We start from the raw sequence: 18,570 nt of genomic DNA, 5'->3' as shown, positions 1-18,570 counted from the left end.
CTCGTGCCAGTTTGGAAATGCAGGTGGCCCAGCCCACAAAAGGCGGGGCCACATTGTTGCGACAGGATACGCACCTCTACTGCACTACCACCCCAAGCCCTTCGTCGTCGTCTTGATGCGGGTGAGCTTGTCGTTCGTGGCCAGGTACAGCACACTCCCGTCGTCGCCCCACGCACAGTTCGCGGTCTTATCATTGGTGAGGATGCGGCCGATCAGCGTGCCTTCGGGGGAGCAGACGTACACGCCGTTCACCGCGGTGGCGAAGATGTTCCCCTTCGCGTCCACCTTCAGGCCGTCGGGCAGTCCCTTGTTCGGGTTGGCCTTCACGTCGGCCGTCGCGTCGAAGATCACCTTGCCCTTGCCGAGCGTGCCGTCGGCGTTGATCGGGAACGCCATCAGGATCGCCTTGTCCGGGTCGGAGTTGGCGACGTAGAGCGTCTTCTCGTCGGGCGCCAGCGCGATCCCGTTGGGGCGCGACATCTCTTTCGTCAGGAGCGTGACCTCGCCCTTCGGCGAGAGGCGGTAGACGCCCTGGAAATCGAGTTCCTTCTTGGGGTCTTTCATCTGCTCGGGCAGGCCGTAGGGCGGGTCGGTGAAGAACAGGTCGCCGTTCTTCGCGAGCACGAGGTCGTTCGGGCTGTTGAACCGCTTCCCCATGTACTTGTCGGCGAGTGTCTCGAACTTGCCGTCCTTGCCGAGTCGAGCGATCCGCCGGTCACCGTGCTGGCAGAGGATGAGATTGCCGTCTTTATCGAATGCGAGGCCGTTGGCGCCCGGTTCGTACCCCTTGAACTCGTCCTTGCCCGTGTACCCGCTGGGCTTAATGAAATCTTCCTTCACCCCGTCCTTCGCGGACCAGCGCACAACGCGGTTGTTCGGAATATCGGTGAAGAGCAGCGCGTTGTTCTTTTTGTCCCACACCGGTCCCTCGGTCCACTTGAACCCGCCGGCCAGAACTTCGATTTTCGCGTCCTTGGGGATGAGAGCGTCGAGCTTCGCGTCCTTGCGTTCGACGGAGCCGATGGTCATCGGCAGTTTCGGATCGTCGGCGGCCGTGCTGCGCGCGGGGCGCAGTGCCCCGGTAGCGACAATGGTGGCGAGGGCGACTGTGGTCACAGCCAGGCAACGGAACATGGGGTGAGATCTCCGAATGGACGGGCCGGCGGGTGAGGAGGCGGAGTGGGTGCGTAGCCCGCACGACGACATCGTACCCGCTGGCGGCGCGCAAGCAAGCGGCTAGAAAAATCTGCACGCGCGCGAGTCGCTCCCCCGGGCCATTCTGTGAAGAATGCGCTATCCCGCGCATGGGTAAATCATTAGGATTTGCCCATCCTCCCCCAGTAGCTCCACAAGTCCGATCAATCCGAGGTTCGGTTCATGCGCCAAGAATACTGGATCATGGCGATTGCCTGGCTGTTCGTGTTCGCTTGGATTCCGATCGTCATCGCGACCAACCGGAAGGTTCACCCCAAGGTTCTGTTCTTCTTATTCATGGTCGAGTTGTGGGAGCGCTTCAGCTACTACGGGATGCGGGCGTTTCTGGTGCTGTACCTCGGCGCCCAGGTGATGAACGGCGGGTTCGGGATGGACAAGGAAACGCGGTACGCCGTGTACGCGGCGTTCGGCGCACTGGTGTATCTGACGCCGCTGGCCGGTGGGTTCCTCGCGGACAAGATCCTGGGGTTCCGGCGCGCCATCATCTGGGGGGCGATCCTGATGGCGGCCGGGCAGTTTACCCTCTCCGCCGGACAGGGCAACGAGTACGCGCTGTACCTCGGGTTGGCCCTGTTGGTGACCGGTAACGGGTTCTTCAAACCGAACATTTCGAGCATGATCGGCAAGTTCTACCCGCAGGGCGACCCGCGGCGCGATCAGGCGTTCACCATCTTCTATATGGGGATCAACACCGGGGCGTTTATCAGCCCGCTCACGTGCGGGGCGGTGGCTCAAATCGAGGGCTGGAGCTACGGGTTCTTGCTCGCGGGGATCGGGATGAGCGTCGGGCTCGGGATCTTCCTCTACACCTCGTCGCGCGGGCTCCTCGAACAGTACGCGGACCCGCCCGCGGAAGGGATCAAAACGTTCCGCGGCTTGCCGGTCGGACCGGCGGTGTACATTGGCACCCTACTGTTCGTTCTCGTCGCGGCCGCCCTGATCTACAAGAACAGCATTGTGACCTACCTGTTGATCGCGCTCGGCCTCGCGGCGATCACGTACATGCTGGTTCTCTCGTTCCTGTACCCGGTCGCCGAGCGCCAGCGGATCTGGGTGCTCATCACGCTCCTGTTCTTCACGAGTGTGTTTTGGGGGTTCTTCGAGCTCGCCGGCAGCGCACTGAACGTGTTCACCGACGAGAACGTGGACAAGACCGTGTTCGGCAGCCCGATCCCCGCGAGCGTGTTTCAGGCAGTGAACGCTCTGTTTATTGTGCTCCTGGCGCCGCTGTTCACCCTGATGTGGGGGCTGCTGGCCAAGAAGGGTTTGGAACCCGCGGCCCCGGTGAAGTTCGCCTTTGGTCTGCTCCTCCTCGGGGTCGGGTTCTTGATTCTGAACCTGGGCCGCGGGGCCGCCGTGGACGGGGTGATGCCGCTGATGTTCCTCATTTTGTGCTACCTGTTCCACACGCTCGGGGAACTCGCGTTGTCGCCGGTCGGTCTATCGCTAGTGACCAAGCTGGCACCGGCACGAGTGGTCGGGTTCATGATGGGGTTCTGGTTCCTCTCGTCCGCGATCGGGTTCCAGGCCGGTGGGTGGATTGCCGGTAAGTCGGCCACGTCCGGGACCGCGACCCGCGAGGAAACGATGAATCAGGCGCTGGACGTGTTTATGCTTTACGCGCCCAGGAGTGACACATTGTTCCAGGTCTGGAAGTTGTGGGCCAACAGAGTCGCCAGTTTCTCTCGATGTTTGGTCGGCAGATCCGCGAGGCACCCGTCGATGGCACTCTGGAACCTCTTGAAGTCCTGATGGTGCCGACTGTTGAGCACGTCCTTCTTCACGAACTTCCACAGGCGCTCGATCAAGTTCAGGTTCGGCGAGTACGACGGCAGGAACAGCAGCTCGATCCCCAACTGCTTGGCCGCGTCCTGCACCAACACGCACCGCTGATACCGGGCGTTGTCCAGCACCAACGTGACGGGCACCGAGCCCGCCCGGCGCGCGATCGTGTGAAGCAACGCGCACACCGACGTGGCGGTGATGTACGTCGTGTTGATCTCCGTCACCAGTTCGTGCGTGACCGCGTTCAGCGCGCCCAGCACGTTGTACCGCTGCCGACCACTTGCCGCGCGCACGTGCAACCGCACGAAGCACCACACCCAACCCAGGAACGACGCCAATACGAAGTGCGACGCATCCACGAAGTACACCGACCGCTTACCGCTCCGCGCCTCCGCCAACTTCGGTTCCAGGTCCGCCTTTTAAAAAGTCCGCCTGCGCTCGGGCGTGTTCCTCGATCGTCTTCTTGGGCGGGACCGGGATCGGTGCCACCTTCAAGCACTTCATCCCCAGGTCGTCCTTGAGGAATTTGCGCACCCGCGACACTTTTCGTCGGACGCCCGTCAGCTCCTCGATCCGCCGCGCCGCCTCGTGAGCCGTGTGAGGCGGGTGCTTGCGGAACTCCTGTTCGATCGTTGCCGCGTGTGGCGTCAGGGCACTGGGTTGTCCCTTCCACCCGAACGACCGAATCCCATCGAGGCCCTTCGCCGCGAAGATGTGCAAGGTCCGCTGAACCGTGGACCGGGACACGTTGGCGAGTTCGGCGATGCGCCCGTGCGACTCGTTCTTGCTCTTGAGCCACAGGATCTCCATGCGCTCCTGAACGCGCGGGTCCGGGTGCCCGTACCGATCGCGCACAATCGCTTCGACAACCGACTCGGGGAACGAGTACGTGGGACGCATGGAGCCTCTCCCGGTAACGGATTACGGTGAGCACCGATCTTCCGCTACAGCACCAGGCTCCTCAAGGATAAATTGTGTCACTCCAGGGTACGCTGAGAATAACAACGTCGGCCTGTTCGCACTCGGCTCGGGGGCGCTGTTGTTACTGCTCTCGCCGATCTTGAAGAAGTGGATGCACGGTGTGAGGTAAACCGCGGTCCGCACCCTCACTCGAGTGCGGACCGGCTCAGTACCGCGGCACACTCGGATCGACCGTAAGCGTCCAGCGGTCGATCCCGCCGGCCAGTGAAAAGGCTTCGATTCCGGCGCTGCGAAGGATCGCGGCACCGGTCAAACTGCGAACCCCGTGGTGACAGTACACGATCACGGGCGCGTCGCCCGGTTGCACTTCTTCGACGCGCCCAGCGAGTTCACCCAGCGGAATCAGCACGCTATTCGGCAGCGCGCAAAAGGCGTGCTCGTCCGGCTGGCGCACATCGAGCAGCACGACCGGTTGGCCCGCGTCGAGGATGCGCTTTAATTCGGTCGGTTGGATTTGTGGAATCATCATCGAAACGCAACTCGCGATTCTGTTCACCCGCCAGCAATGTCCGGCAGTCCCAATTTCGTGAGGTACTCGCGTTCTTTCGCGCGCATCTCACGCTCACCCTTGTCGTCGGTGTCGGTGTACCCGCACAGGTGCAGGCACCCGTGGACGACGTAGAGCAGCAGTTCCAGGTTGGTCTCGTGGTTGCGGTCGGCCGCGTACTCTTTGGCGACCTCGTAGCCGATCACCACCTCGCCCTCAAGGGTCTTCGCCCCCGGGTCCGTGTACGGGAAGGTGAGGACGTCGGTCGGCTCGTCGTGGTCGAGGAACTGCTTGTTCAGCCGGTGAATGTGCGGGTTGTCGACGAACGCGAGCGTGACCTTGCCCGCCTTCGTGCCCTCGCCCTCCAGCACCGTGCGTGCGGCGTCCTTGAGTTGCTGGAACTCGAGTTCGTATTCGTAGGGATTTGCGATGGATACGCGGATCATGGGGACATCATATTAGCGCCCCACGCTTTCAGCACGCGGTCGGCCAGGTCGGGTGCATCCACCGAAACCGCCACGCACGCGGACATCCCACGGAACCACGTGAGTTGCCGCTTCGCGAACTGTCGCGTGTGCGTGCGGATCAGGTCGACGGTTTCATTCCAGTCTCCGCCGGACGCCAGATATTCGAGCAATTCGCGGTAGCCGAGCGCTTGCCGGGCCTCGCGGCTGAGTGGGCTCGGCAATTCGCACAATCGCCGGACCTCGTCCAACCAGCCCGCTTCGAGCATCCGCGTGACGCGCTGATTGATGCGGTCGTACAGCGTTTCCCGCGGGATGTCGAGTTTGACGGTCGGGATGCGGGCTGGTGGAGGCGCGGCGTGCGGTTTCTCGGTGAACGCCGGGGTGTCCCAGGTCTGCTGCCAGCTCGAAATCGGCTTCCCAGTCAGTGCGTGGACTTCGAGTGCCCGCACCACACGGCGCACGTCGTTCGGATGAAGCCGTGCTGCGGTCTTCGCATCGACTGCGGCCAGCCGTGCATGAAGCGCAGAGTTGCCGTCGCGTGCAGCTTCGGCTTCGAGCGTTCGGCGCAGTTCCTCATCTGCTGGCGGCCCCGGAAACAACCCGTGTAAGAGCGCTTTGAGGTAGAACGGCGTGCCGCCCACGAAGATCGGTCGTTTCCCGCGTGCGGTGATATCGGTACAAGCGATCTCCGCACGTTCGAGCCACGACGCGACCGTGAGCGACTCCCACGGATCGAGCACGTCGATGAGGTGGTGCGGAACGCGCGTGCGTTCGGCCGCGGAGGGTTTCGCGGTGCCGATGTCCATTCCGCGGTAAACGGTCATGGAATCGAGCGCAACAATCTCGCCGCCAATACGTTCGGCGAGATCGAGCGCAAGGGCGGATTTCCCGCACGCGGTCGGGCCGGTCAATATGAATGCTTGCTCGAACACGGACATTGAGGCATTCTACCGAGCTACTTGCTTTTCGGGTCGAGGCGGAGCCGGAGCCGCTCGGCCACGGACTTCATTTCCTCTTCGGCCAGCCGGAACCGGGTATCCGGCTTATCAAGGACACGCGGCCGAGCGCCCGGGTTCAAACTGCTGATCCCCATTGGGGCCGAGAGAGTGTTGATCTCGGCCCGGTGGCACAAGGCACACTGAGCTGCGAACGTGGTGTGTTTGGCCGATCCGTACTCCAGAAACAACCCCTGCGTCGTGTCGGGAATGAACCGGAACGGCTGCCCGCCGAGCAGCGAACCCGAGCGACTCCGGAAATACACCCAGTGATCGATTCCATCATGCGAACTGGTCGAATTGTCCGCACCAAGACGGAACGGCCCGGTCACGCGCCGCACCCGAACTTCGTCCACAACAGGCGTAGCGACGGGAATCAGACTTTCATCAAACCCGACCAGAGTCAGCACCAGACCGACCTGCGTGCCGGTCGGAACTTCCGGACGGGCCGCCTTTGCATTCGCAGCTTCGATCAGTTCCACGGAGCGCGTGCGGGTGCCGGCATCGAGGAACACGCGACTGGTTCGCAACGTGGTATCTCCGCGGAACAGTCGCGTGGATTTGCGCTCGATTTCGACCCACGCCGATTTCGGGCTTTGGTCAAATAGAGTGGGCGGAAGGAACGGTTCGGATGGCGACTTCGCTTCCGTGCGCCCGGCGAACTGTTTGGTGAGTTCGGTCGCCCCGGAGGGAAGCCCTTCGAGCACCCGTTTGGGCTGGGCCAGTGCGCGAACCGCTTTGGCCATCGCGGTGAGCAACTCCGGATCGTCGTGCCTCCACTTGCGATCCGATTCGAGCCGCCACCACACGCTGAGCACGTCCCACTGGAGCATCAGGCGCGCGAGTGGCTCTTTCAGTTCGGGCACAGCCGCGACCCGATCCGCGGACGAAAGTCGATCCAGCAGCAAGACTAACCGTTCGCGCCGTTTCGCGTCCACCGTGACAACGGCGGACACGCGGACGTCGCCCCCAAATGTCGTGCGATCGAGTTCTGTGCCTTTTCGCTTCCCAAACTGCCAGCCCTTTACGAAGAAGTCCACGTCGGTTCGGTTAGTCCGTTCGGTGGGCAGGACCGCAGCCACTTCTTCGGGAACGAGCGATTGAGTGAAGAGGAGCGTGTGCAGCTCGTTCAACCAGTGGTCCGCGTCGCGTGCGTAGGTCGGCACCGGGGTACCCGAGATCGGCAGTCCTTCGCGGGAATGCCCCGCTGCGAACCGCTCCACAACACGCGGGGCGGGCGCGACTGGTCCGGCCGAGTGACTCGAACCGGCCAGAACCGCGACTGCCCCTCCGACAAGCGCGACCCCAACAGCACTAATTCTCACTGACGATTTCTCCGCCCGCACGAGTGATGAGCGCGGCGACGGTCGTGGCGCTGACCGACGACCGCAGGAACCGAACAGAGCCGTCGCCGTAAAGGATGTTGGCGCCGCCGGTGTGGAACGCATACAGCGACAGATTGTTGTTGCAGTTGACCATGCACGGTCCGCCTCCCCCGCTCGAAGTCGAGGCCGTGCCGTCGGTCATGAACCCGCGGACGATGAACCCGTTGTACTCGGCCCATCCCCCGAGTGTGACGGTCGTTGCACTGTTCACCTTCCCCGCGACCCAGTTCTCCGGACGCCCGCCGGCTTCGGCGATGAGCATCGTGTTCGAGGTGCCGTCGGTGATGTCCCCGAACCGGGCCGGGGGAAGGCCCGCTGAGCCAATGATGCCCGTAGGAATCCCCGTCCCATTCGGGTTCGCGTTGGTCACGAACCCGTTTGTGTATTGGGCCGTGGCGACCCCCACGGTAGCCGCGTAGTCCGTGGCCGCACCCGTAAACGCCGGGCTGGAAGCCGGGATCGTGGTCTGGCGGTTCGGATTCGGGACCGATGGACACACCATGATCGCGACCGGGATCGCGACTACGTCTTTGTTCCCCTGGTCGCGGTTGTTCAGATCGAAGTTGTACGCCTTGCGGACGTTGTCCTGTTCGATGAACGGCAGCACCTGAACGCCCCAGTAGGCGTTGACCGTGCGTGGCGGTGACCCGACGCTGCGCTGCATGGTGGCGATCGGAAAATACCCGTAGCTGCTCTCGTGGTTGTGGAACGCCAGTCCGAGCTGTTTCAGATTGTTCTGGCACTTCATGCGTGCGGCGGCTTCGCGCACTTTTTGGACCGCGGGCAGGAGCAAACCGATGAGGATCGCGATAATCGCGATCACCACCAACAGTTCGATCAGGGTAAACCCGCGCGGGGATAAATGTGTGCGACGCATGGCGCGGCACCTCCTCAATGGGTGAGATGGCCGCGAGACGCATGGCTGAACGCAGAGCGGTTCAAATGCGGAACCGGAAATCCTACGGAGGCTGAGCGGCTCGCTGGTGTGTTGTTGAGAATCGATCTCATCAATGCACGGCTTATCCTACCGGCGGTGGAAGTAAGGTCAACCGCAGCCCTTGGTGATTTTGTGATAATGACCTCCGCCGTGCACAGATCGCCAATGCACCCACCGAATTCACTCCAAACCCTGTTCCCTCAGAGCGCAAGCGACCGCGCGATTAATCAAAGTTAAAGACTTCACGACGGCTCGAGGCGCGCAACTCCCCAGCTATGCGCGTTGATCGTGTGCGCGACACGTTCCGAATTACGCTTCGCATCACCCGGGCGCCTCATGAACCAATCGCTTACGCACGCGGCGGACGAGGCAAAGCATCCCAGCCGGTGCGAAATCACTTGCGAGTGACCGTACCAACCATTAAATTCATACCACACATTACTTACAGACAATTTCATTTGCGGACGGATAAACGGTCAGCGGATCTGCCTGTTTCGCAGTCCTGTTTTTCGCACCTCCCGGCCGGTCCTAGTAAGCCGGTCGGAAACGGCCCTCGTCTCTTCGGAGCAGACCGGATGCTCGCCCGACTGCACCGCACGATCAACGACCACAAGCACGCGCGCCTGAAACACGTCCCCGGACCGACCCCGCGGTTCCCGTTCGGGACCGCGCCCGCGTTCTTCGGGCGGTGGCCGTGGGAGCTGTGCGCCGAGTACGGGCACCGGTACGGCGGGATCACCCTGATCTGGCTGTTCAACAAACCGGCGGTCGTACTCAACGACCCGCACCTGATCGGCGAGGTGCTCGACACGCGCGCCGCGGAGTTCTACAAGGACGCGCCCGTCGACGCGCTCAAACCGGTCATCACGCGGCCCAGTCTGTTCATCACCAACTTCGGTCGCGGGTGGGAAGAAGCGCGGCGCGGCAACCCGCTCTCCACGATCTCGCACGACGAGTGGCTCTCCCGACAGGTCGAACCGCTCCGCGCGGTGGTCGCTGAAACGGTGGGGCGGTGGGTCAGCCGGTCGCACGAACCGGTCGATCTGTATTGGGAGATGCAGCGCTTGGTGTTCGATGTGTTCGCGCGGGCGTTCTGGGGGCGCGTGTTTCCGCCGAACCGGTTCCACTGGTTCCGCACACTGGCCCGCACCGGTACGGGCCGAATGGCCCTCCCGAAGCAGATCTTTCCGCTCCACCCGTTCTTCCACGCGGCCCGGGAGAACTGGTACGGCACGTTTACACGGGCCGTCGCAGAGGCGCGAGCGAACCCGGACCCGGCCGCCCCCGACCTGCTCAACTGTGTGCTCGCGCGGGGCACGTCCCTATCGGACGCGGCCCTCGCGGAGGCGCTCGCGACGAACTTTTTTGGCGGCGTGTTCTCGTGTAGCAGCACGGTCAACACCGCGCTGTACCTTCTCGCGAAACACGCGGAGGAAGGGACCAAAGTCGCGCGAGCGGTACGAGACGAACTGCCCGACGGGTTCGATCGCACCGCGCTCGATGCAGTCCGACCGCTCGAGTTCGCGATCCGCGAGGCGATGCGGTACTACCCGGCGGTGCCGATCTACTTCCGAAATACGGCGCGCGGCCGCGAGGTGGAACTCGGTTCGCACGTGCTCCCGCCCGACACGCAGATCTTCATTTCCAACTGGTACCTTCACAAGTTCGCGCCGCACTGGGCGGAACCGGAGCGGTTCGCTCCGGAGCGCTGGGACAACGGTGGTGCGGAGGCGAACCCGTATGGCAGCGGGCACTTCTTCCCGTTCGGGCGCGGGCCGCGTGCGTGCGTCGGGGCCGCGTTCGGGCAGTTCGTTCACCGACTCGTGCTCGCGACGATCTACCGCGAGAGCGAGCCGGACGTGGACGTCTCCCGGCCGTACCAGCAGTCGTTTTTCTTCGCAGTGATGATGCCCAAGGGGATGAGGGCGCGGTTCCGGCCGCGGGCACCGGTCACAGCGTCTTGAGGTATTCGACCAGCGCCCAGCGATCGTCGTCGGCGAGGCCGGTCCCGTACTCGTGCCCGCGGTTCGAGTACCCGGGCAGCGCGGTGTCGTACTTGTACCCGTGCTCGAACGGCCCGGTGCGGTAGCCGACGTGCTTGGGATCGAACTCCCGGTGCCCCAGGTAGAACGACTTCATCCGCTTCTCCGGCGGCAGGAGCAACTCGTACAGGTTCGCCACCGACCCGTTGTGCAGGTACGGGGCCGTGGACCACACTCCGGTCAGGGGCGTGGCCTTGTAAGCGTGTAGAGCGTTCACCAGTTGCTGCAATTCCGCCGGAGCTTTTGGCAATTGAGGCAGCGGGCGGTCACCGAGCAATCGCGCGCGTTCGGACGGTGTCTTCGCCGCCCGGTCGAGATCCGCCTCGGTGATCCGCGTGAGGGTCGCAAGGAACTGGATCGCAGCCGGCACTTCCTGTTGCCCTTCAAACATGGTCCCCTTGAACACGGGTGCGAGAGCACCGGGCACGGCGGTTCGTCTCGTGAAATACTCGGCGTAGAGCGGGTCCGTGCCCACCTCTTTCAACGGGGTCGCGGTCGTCTTGATGAGCTTTCGGCCGCCGGCCTTCGCTTCCACAGTCGGGTACGGCGCGAGCGGGTGGCACGTCGCGCACTTCTGGTCCTGGTACACCTTCTCGCCGCGCTTCGCCAGGTTACGGTCGATCTTGCCCAGCACGTCCTCCGGCCACGCCGGTGGGGTCAGCATCGAGGTGTAGTCGTACACCTTCGCGAGAGTGTTTAGATCCGCGCTGGATTCAAACGTCAGTTTTCCGTCCGGGCCGGCCGCCGCGCGCGCGCGGCCGAAAACGATGATGACCTCGCCGACCTGTCTCAGTGTGACGCTCTCGACCGATGCGTTCCACAGTAGCCGGTCGTACCGGTTCGTGGACCAGATGCTCGGGTAACTGACCGGGGTGCTGGGAACGCGGTAGTTGTCGGGAATGCCCGGTGCGGTGCCGGTGATGGTGTTGAGCAGTACCCCGAGCGCGTCCCAAACAGCGTACCCGCCGGGGTGCGCGGGCCGACTGGTGGCTTCCCAGTCGGCCATCACCCGGAGTTGTTCACGCAGTTCGGTCGCGAGCGCCTTCGCGCGCTCGGGAGTATGCTTTTCGCCGAGTACGCGGTGGGCGAACCGGTCGAACTTCGCCGGCTGTGCGAGGGTCGCCTTCACCGCGGTGACCAGAGTGGACTGAAACCCGAGGGCGTCGGCGAGTGCGGTTCCGCCGTCAACCCGCACCGTCTTGCCCTTGTAAGTGAACTGCCCGGTGTGACACGCCGCGCACGTCAGCCCGAACCAGTCCTTTCCGTCCTTCCCGCGCCCCTTGGTGAACCCGACCGGCAGCCCATCGGGGTTGAACTTGTTTGCTGCGGACGGGATGTAGCGGAACGATTCGATGTGGGCGTCGTCGCGGAACAATTTCTCGGTCCACGGTTGTTCGAGTGCGAGGAACCACGAGTACGGCACCACTTCCGAACCCTGTGGCAGAGCGTAGTACGCCGCGCGCTCGTCGCTGCTCCACCCCTGATCGAGGTAGATCGGGTCCGCCCCGCGCGCGCGAACCGCTACCGGAGCGAGGAGTGTCAGCGCCAGTGCGAACCGGATCATGGGTGGGCTCCTGGTACTACTTTGATCGGCGCGCGGTCGCGCTCATCTCGTACACCGCCTTCCGGCCGCGGTTGATGCCCCCGAGCGGGCGGTGTTCAGCCGGGGCGTGCCACAACGAAAATGCCAGCGCGTCCGCCAGAGCTTCTCGTTCTGCGGTGTCGAACTCTTGAACCGGTAGTGTGAGTACGGCGACCGGGACCGCGGCTTCGCCCCACGTGACGGTCGGATCTTCCACGGGGTCGGAGACCGGATCGTGCTGCGACTGCACGCAGAAGTCGAACGTGGCGGGCCGGGCGGAGAGGTGCGCGGCGAGCGCGGCCCGAAGGAAGTCGGGGGTGTCGGGTGAGGTGCGCTGAACCGCGAGGTTCTCCGATCGCGGGACCAATTGGTACTTTACCGCCCGGTCACCGAGAGCATACGGGGTGCCGCTGAAGTACCGCGGTTCAAGCGGGGACGGATCGGCCGGGCGAACGAACCCGCCCAGCAGCACCGCCTCGACCGGGTACTCGGCCGCGAGCAGGCGGTCGTGTTCGGCCGGTGACACACCGGCGGCGAGCAGTTCAACGTGCCGCGAGAACACGCCGACCGTTCGGCGCACGTCGGCCGCGAAGAACGTCTCGTGATCGACCAGTAAGAAGTCGTGGTCCGCGGCCGGCGGGTCGAGCACCTTGATCCCGATCCCGTGAACGTCCGGTAGGCGGTCGTCTTCGGCGAACCCGTTTGAAAAGCGGACCCAGCACGCGAAACTGTTCGGGGCCGCGAACAGGCCGACGCGCAGCGGGGGCGGGACGTCGGCGCGAACGGTAAACGTGCCGCTGACCAGACCGTGCCCCTTGGCGTGCTGCCCGCGCCGGGGGCGGGCCGGATCACCGAGCCGGGATTGAAGCGCCACGAGGTCCGCGATCGCTGCTGCCTCGTCCGGTGGAACCCGTTCGAGCGGCGAGGGGGCGACGGGCGGGGTCATGTGGGCACCGCGGTGTTGAGTTCGTCGAGCACGGTACGGGCGTCGCGCAGGTCCGGAGTGCCCAGCCCCTCGGTGAAGTGCGCGTAAACGGCCGCGAGCAGGGCGCGGGCTTCGGCGGCGCGCCCGATGCGGCGCCACAGTCGGGCCAGGCTCGTCGCCCCCCGCAGTTCCCACGACCGGGCGCCCTGGCGCTGTGAAACTCCCAAACAGCGGAGGAACGCGGCCTCCGCCGCGGTCGGGTCCGGGGGGACTGTGGCGAGGGCAACTTCACCCGCGAGGCGGTGCAGTTCGGCCTCGTAGACGCGGTTGTTCGTCCGCTCACAGGCGGCCAGCCCCGCTTCGATCTCGGTCCGCGCGACTTCCGGGCGCCCGGCCCGGAGGTGGATCTCGGCGAGGAACCCGTGGTACTCGGAGAGCGACTTTCGCGAGCTCGTTGTGTGGTACAGGGTCAGCCCCGCGCTGACTTGTGCCAGGGCCTGATCCGGCCGGTCGGCGACCATGTGCCCGGTGCCGCGGCTGATGATCCCCAGCGCCTTCCAGAACGCGAATCCCTGTTCCTCGGACACCGCCACGCACTCGTTCCCGTACCGGATGCCGCTCTCGCCGTCCCGCAGGAGGTAGGCGAGCCAGCCGGCGTGGTGCAGCGCATAGGCGTGGCTGAACGGGTGCCCCAGGCCCCGCGCGAACTCGACCGCCTCGCGCATCCGGGCCGCGGCCTCGTCCGGGAAGCCGAGGTACCACGCCGCGAGCCCGGCGTAGCACCGGTACGCCATGCCGACGTTCTGCCCGGTGTGTGCAGAGTGCGCGAGCGCGGCGCCGGCGTCCTCGAGTTCTCGGCACCGGGTAGCCGCGGCCCGGCACCGCGCGAACTCCCCGCGGAACAGGCTGGTGATCGCCACCGCGAAGTCCGACTCGACCCGCATCCCGCGATCGGCACGTCGGTCGGCCAGTTCGCACAGTTCGCCCGCCAACCGGTTCGCTTCGTCCAGTTCGTCCCGGATCAGGCGCAGTGCCCAGTTCCCCCAGATGACGTGGAACAACGGGGCCGACGGACCGAGCCGCTCGCACAATTCCCGGGCGCGCGCGTGAACCGACTCCAGGTCCGGGTGGGCGTACCCCCGGGCGGTCATGAGGGCGACCGCGAGGGGGATCTGGAACTGAAGTTCCAGGGCGTCCCGGTCCGGTGATTCGGGGCGCGCGGCAAGTACCCCGAGCCCGCGCCGCAGGTGCTCGATCGCCTCGGCGTTGGCGAACGCCGCCCGCGCGCGGCGCCCGGCCCTCAGCCAGTAGTCGATCGCCCGGTCCGCTTCGCCCGCCTCGGTGAAGTGCCGGGCGAGCAATTCCGGCTGTGTCTGAGCCACCTCTGGGAACCGTTCCTCCAGTTTCTCCGCCACGGCCCTGTGGAACTGCTGCCGGCGCTTCTTCACCATCGACTGGTACGCCGCGTCCTGAATCAGGGCGTGCTTGAACGTGTACGTCGTGCGCGGCAACGATCCCTTGCTGAACAGCAGACCGGCCCCGACCAACTTGTCGAGTTCGACCCGCAAAGCCTGTTCGTCTAACTCCGACGCCGCCCGGATGACCGCGTGCGCGAACGTCCGCCCGATCACCGCGCCGAGTTGTACCACCGCCTTGTCGCTCGCCATCCGGTCGAGCCGCGCCAGCAGCAGGTCGCGGAGGGTGGTCGGGATGTCGGCCCCGACCTCGTCCGCGGTCGTGCCCCGCTCGACCAGGAGCCGTGTGAATTCTTCCACGAACAACGGGACACCGTCGGTCCGCTCCGCGATCTGGTCCGTGACTGCCTGCGGGATCGCCCGATCACCGATCTGCGTGCGGATCATCTCGGCGATCTGTCCCCGGGTCAGCCGGTTCAGTGCGACCACAGTCTGAACGGCCTTCCCCTTCCACGGCGGGTCGTACTCGGGGCGGAACGTGAACACCGCGAGCACGCGGGCCTCACCGCCGCGCTCGACGAACTGCGCGAGTAGCGCCTCCGTGGACGGGTCGACCCAGTGCATGTCCTCGACCACGAACAGGAGCGGGGTGAAGGCGGCGCGGGCGTTCAGCCAGTTGAGTACCGCGTCCTGGGTTTTCTCGCGCTGGCGCTCCGGAGTGAGCGCGAGGAGCGGCAGCCGGTCGCCGGTCGGGACCGACAACATCGCGGCCAGGAGCGCCTGGTCCTCGGCATCGTGGACGCCCTCTTCGCGGAGCCGCGCTAGAAGGAGATCGAGGCGCGCTGCGGCGTCGGGTTCGCGGCTCAGTCGGTAGGCGCGGTCGAAGTACTCGATCACCGGGTAGAACGGGCTACCCTGGTGGTACGGGGAGCAGAACCATTCGATGACCGCGCCCCCGGCCGAGGCCGAGCGCGTCGACTCGAACGCGGGGGCGTCGGCGTCCTGTGCGACGTGTTCGCGCAACACACGGACGAGCCGCGACTTGCCCAGTCCCGGGTCCGCGACGAGCAAAATGACGTTCTGCACCCCTTCGGCCGTGAGTTCCCACCGCTCTTTAAGCAGTTCGACCTCGCGGTCGCGGCCGACGAGCGGGGTGAGCCGTGCCGGGTCCGTGGCATCGACGCGATTGCGCGCGGTCCGTTCGGCGCGCACAACGAACACGGGCACCTGCGGGAGCCCGCGGGGGCGGACCGCGCCCAGCGGCTCGCAGTCGAAGAAGCCGTCCACGAGTTGGAACGTCGCGTGAGAAACTGTCACCCCAGAGGCCGTTCCCTGCGACAGCAGCGCCGATGTGATCGTGACCACGTCCCCGACCACGACGGGCGGCGCGGGCGGGTGCTCGGTAACCACGGCAGGCCCGGTGCCGACCGCGACCGCCGCGCACCGCTCCCCGAGTGCCAGGGCCGCGCGAACGGCCTGGCGCGGGGCGTCCTCGCGCGCGACCGGGTAACCGAAGCAGGCCAGGAACGCGGTGCCGGACACTTGCAGCGGCAACCCGCCGTGCGCGACGGCCACTTCCGCGCACGCCCTCTGGAACGCGGTCACCTGTTCCATCGGGTCTTCGTCATTCTCTCCCGCTTCCCACGAGCACTGGAGGATCGTGACCTGCCGCCATTCGGCTCGCGCGCTGCGCGCCGCGACCGGGGCCGCCGGTTTCGGCGCGGGAACGACGGGTGGGGCCGGTTTCGGCGCCGGCACGACCGGTACCGGAGGCGCGGGGAGCGAGGGCAGGAGCCCGACCGCCCGGCGGAGCGCGTCGGCGAAGTCGGCGGCCGTCGTGTAGCGGTCGCCGGGGAGCTTCGCCATCCCCTTCAGGCAGACACGCTCCAGTTCCGGCGACACGTCGGGCCGGAGTTGGCGCAGCGGTTGCGGTTCGTCTTCCCGCACCTGGCGAATGACCTCGCTCCGGGTGCGCCCGCGAAACGGCGACCGCCCGCAGAGCATCGCGTAGAGGGTCGCGGCCAATCCATAAACATCGGTGCGACCGTCGGGCCGGTGCCCGCGCCCCCCGGCCTGTTCGGGCGACATGAAAGACGGTGTACCGGCCACGACCCCGAGTTCGTTCTCCGTGTCCAGGTCCGAGAGCGCCAGCCCGAAGTCGACCAGCACCGGGCGCCGGTCCTCCGCGAACACAATGTTCGACGGCTTCACGTCGCGGTGAACGATGCTCCGCGCGTGTGCGTGGGCCAGTGCGTCCCCGACCGCGGCGGCGATCCCAACGGCATCGGCGGGTGCCGGGCGGTGCTCGTCGAGCCAGCGAGAAAGGCTCGGCCCTGTGAGGAGTTCGGACACGACGAAGCAGCACGTTCCGGCGACCGCGACGTCATAAACCGTGACGATCCCGGCGTGCCGGAGCTGAGCGAGCGCGCGGGCCTCGCGGAGGAGCCGGTCCGTGTCGGCCGTCACGCTCCACGACACTTTCAGCGCGACCCGGCGGTTCAGTCGCCGGTCGAGCGCGTGGTAGACGGTCCCGAACCCGCCGTGCCCGAGTTGTGTACCGATTTCGTAGCGGTCCCCGAACGCGGTTTCCAGCTCCGCGTAAGGTACCGGCACCGCGCCCGACGGGTCCGGCACACTACTCGAATGATTCCCGGTCGGGGCACCTGGAGGCGTTAAATGTCCTTCGGCCCCCGAAGGTTCCAGATGGGGAAGGGACGTGGTTCGATCGGCGGTGGATTCGTCCGATTTGTGTGGGGGCGGTGGTAGCACGGGGCGTCACCCTGGCCCGCCCCGCGGCGGGATTGTGTTTGGTGTGCAAGTGCTAGTTTATTGTGTGAGAGTAACTGGAGCGAATGCGGCTGTCTAGGACCATTCACAAGCGATTTCGGCGAATCCGGCGCGACCGGGCTTAACAGGTTGTGTCAACCGCAGGGGCGGTTACACTCTACCAACACTCCGGCCGTTTTTGTTCCACGAGCGCGGTCCCACACGGACCCGAGGGGAAGCTATGCCCCGATTCGCCCCGACCGATCGGCGGGCCGCCTACGACCTCGTCTGCTTCGATTCCGGCGGAAACGAGCGCGCCGATGATCCGAACGGCGTGATGTCCGATCTGGTCCTCCGCACCCTCGCGCCGGACGACTCCGGGGTCACCGACGTGTTCGTCCTCAGTCACGGGTGGATGGGTGACATCCCGTCCGCCCGGGCGCAGTACGACAAGTGGGTTGAGGCGATGACCGCCTGCACCGCGGACGTCGCACGCATGAACCAGGCGCGCCCGGGCTTCAAACCACACGTGATCGGCATTCACTGGCCGAGCATGCCGTGGGGCGACGAGTCGTTCGGCGAGGGGGGATCGTTTTCGGTCCCGATCGACGGCGCGCCCGCGGCCGACCCGGTCCAGGCGATGGTCGACGACTACGCGGCGCGCATCGCCGACACGCCCGCGGCGCGCGACGCGATCCGGCGCATCGTCGTCGGCGCGATGGACGACGTGGAGCCGGAGGCGCTGCCGCCGGACGTGTTCGCGGCGTACCGGCAGTTGAACCTCGAAGCCGATCTCGGCATCGGCGGGGTCGGCGCGGGACCGGGCGGGGACCGCTCCGGGTTCGACCCCGAGGGCGTGTACCAGTCGCTCCGCGAGGACGCGCCGAGTTTCGGCCTCTTTAGCGGCGGGGGGATCTTCGGCGTGCTGCGGACGCTCTCGTTCTGGCGCATGAAGGACCGCGCGCGGTGGTTCGGCGAGTCGGTCGGCTCGAAGTTCCTCGCGCGGATGATGCAGGCGGCACCGCGGAACCTGCGGTTCCACCTGATGGGGCACAGTTTCGGGTGCATCGTGGTGTCCGCGGCGCTCGCGGGTCCGAAGGGCCGCGGGCGCGTGGCGCGCCCGGTGGACTCGCTCGCGCTGGTCCAGGGCGCGCTGTCGATCTGGTCGTACTGTGACGACATCCCCGCGACGCCGGGTCAGCCGGGCTACTTCAACAAAGTGTTCTCCGACAAGCGGGTGCGCGGACCGATCATCTCGACGCGGTCGGTGTTCGACACGGCGACCGGGAGGTGGTACCCGCTGGGCGCGGGGGTGGCGGGCCAGGTGGCGTTCGCGGCGCCGGGCGAGTTGCCGAAGTACGGAGCAGTGGGTTCGCACGGCATCCAGGGGCCGGGCACGAACGCGACCGACCTCGCGCTGCTCCCGGCAACGACCGACTACAACTTCGTTCCAGGTGCGGCGTACAACCTGGAGTGCAGCGAGGTGATCCGCGAGGGGGGCGGGCGCGGCGGCGCGCACAACGACATCTACCGCCCCGAGGTGGCGCACGCGGTGTGGCAGGCGGCGCTGACCGCGGGGTGACCGCCG

General features: G+C 65.9%; 13 protein-coding genes and 1 pseudogene. 3 read left to right on the top strand and 11 right to left on the bottom strand.

The window, feature by feature from the left end; genetic code table 11:
* Positions 1-84: 84 nt before the first annotated feature.
* Positions 85-1,134 carry an SMP-30/gluconolactonase/LRE family protein gene (locus tag VT84_RS28005; protein ID WP_052556004.1) on the bottom strand — a complete coding sequence of 350 codons (1,050 nt, stop codon included), beginning with the start codon at positions 1,132-1,134 and terminating at the stop codon, positions 85-87.
* Between the two features lie 243 nt (positions 1,135-1,377).
* Here VT84_RS28005 and VT84_RS41320 point away from each other — a divergent pair, with 243 nt between their 5' ends.
* Positions 1,378-2,967: a peptide MFS transporter gene (locus tag VT84_RS41320; RefSeq protein ID WP_082841813.1), complete on the top strand. Its 1,590-nt coding sequence runs from the start codon at positions 1,378-1,380 to the stop codon at positions 2,965-2,967.
* A 14-nt stretch (positions 2,968-2,981) separates the two neighbouring features.
* Here the strand turns inward: VT84_RS41320 and VT84_RS42475 are convergent.
* The 7 genes and pseudogenes from VT84_RS42475 to VT84_RS27970 all read right to left on the bottom strand — a co-directional run.
* Positions 2,982-3,359, bottom strand: a pseudogene (locus VT84_RS42475) (transposase); the annotation flags it as partial.
* Between the two features lie 16 nt (positions 3,360-3,375).
* Positions 3,376-3,900, bottom strand: coding sequence for a helix-turn-helix domain-containing protein (locus tag VT84_RS42470; protein ID WP_052552795.1), 525 nt, complete (start codon positions 3,898-3,900; stop codon positions 3,376-3,378).
* Positions 3,901-4,126: 226 nt separating this feature from the next.
* Entirely contained in the window at positions 4,127-4,450 is a 324-nt protein-coding gene (locus VT84_RS27990; RefSeq protein WP_082841812.1) for a rhodanese-like domain-containing protein, read from the bottom strand.
* A 23-nt stretch (positions 4,451-4,473) separates the two neighbouring features.
* The gene (gene ybeY / locus VT84_RS27985) at positions 4,474-4,914 is read right to left on the bottom strand and encodes an rRNA maturation RNase YbeY (RefSeq protein ID WP_052555999.1); all 441 of its coding nucleotides are present in this window, start codon (positions 4,912-4,914) and stop codon (positions 4,474-4,476) included.
* On the bottom strand, positions 4,911-5,873 hold the full coding sequence (gene miaA / locus VT84_RS27980; protein WP_052555997.1) for a tRNA (adenosine(37)-N6)-dimethylallyltransferase MiaA: 963 nt from the start codon (positions 5,871-5,873) through the stop codon (positions 4,911-4,913). The genes ybeY and miaA overlap by 4 nt, the downstream gene beginning before the upstream one ends.
* Before the next feature lie 17 nt (positions 5,874-5,890).
* Positions 5,891-7,255: a hypothetical protein gene (locus tag VT84_RS27975; protein WP_157469889.1), complete on the bottom strand. Its 1,365-nt coding sequence runs from the start codon at positions 7,253-7,255 to the stop codon at positions 5,891-5,893.
* Positions 7,245-8,192, bottom strand: a complete 948-nt coding sequence (locus tag VT84_RS27970) for a DUF1559 domain-containing protein (protein WP_052555994.1) — start codon at positions 8,190-8,192, stop codon at positions 7,245-7,247. The genes VT84_RS27975 and VT84_RS27970 overlap by 11 nt, the downstream gene beginning before the upstream one ends.
* A gap of 635 nt (positions 8,193-8,827) precedes the next feature.
* Between VT84_RS27970 and VT84_RS27965 the strand changes: the two genes are divergently transcribed.
* Complete coding sequence (locus VT84_RS27965) at positions 8,828-10,216, top strand: cytochrome P450 (RefSeq protein WP_052555992.1); 1,389 nt, start codon at positions 8,828-8,830, stop codon at positions 10,214-10,216.
* Here the strand turns inward: VT84_RS27965 and VT84_RS27960 are convergent.
* Genes VT84_RS27960 through VT84_RS27950 form a run of 3 tightly spaced genes read right to left on the bottom strand, consistent with a single transcriptional unit; the run spans position 10,203 to position 16,850 of the window.
* A complete protein-coding gene (locus VT84_RS27960; protein ID WP_082841810.1) occupies positions 10,203-11,858 on the bottom strand; it encodes a di-heme-cytochrome C peroxidase in 1,656 nt (551 codons plus the stop codon). The genes VT84_RS27965 and VT84_RS27960 overlap by 14 nt on opposite strands.
* A 16-nt stretch (positions 11,859-11,874) precedes the next feature.
* Positions 11,875-12,822 (bottom strand): hypothetical protein, encoded by a 948-nt coding sequence (locus tag VT84_RS27955; RefSeq protein WP_082841809.1) that lies wholly within the window; start codon positions 12,820-12,822, stop codon positions 11,875-11,877.
* Positions 12,819-16,850 carry a protein kinase domain-containing protein gene (locus VT84_RS27950; RefSeq protein WP_162271870.1) on the bottom strand — a complete coding sequence of 1,344 codons (4,032 nt, stop codon included), beginning with the start codon at positions 16,848-16,850 and terminating at the stop codon, positions 12,819-12,821. The genes VT84_RS27955 and VT84_RS27950 overlap by 4 nt, the downstream gene beginning before the upstream one ends.
* Before the next feature lie 373 nt (positions 16,851-17,223).
* Between VT84_RS27950 and VT84_RS27945 the strand changes: the two genes are divergently transcribed.
* Positions 17,224-18,564 carry a hypothetical protein gene (locus tag VT84_RS27945; protein WP_082841807.1) on the top strand — a complete coding sequence of 447 codons (1,341 nt, stop codon included), beginning with the start codon at positions 17,224-17,226 and terminating at the stop codon, positions 18,562-18,564.
* Positions 18,565-18,570 lie beyond the last annotated feature (6 nt).

Source organism: Gemmata sp. SH-PL17, from assembly GCF_001610855.1.
GTDB lineage: Bacteria > Planctomycetota > Planctomycetia > Gemmatales > Gemmataceae > Gemmata > Gemmata massiliana.
The sequence above is the reverse complement of the archived record's forward strand: the minus strand, read 5'-3'. Positions and strand labels throughout refer to the sequence as shown.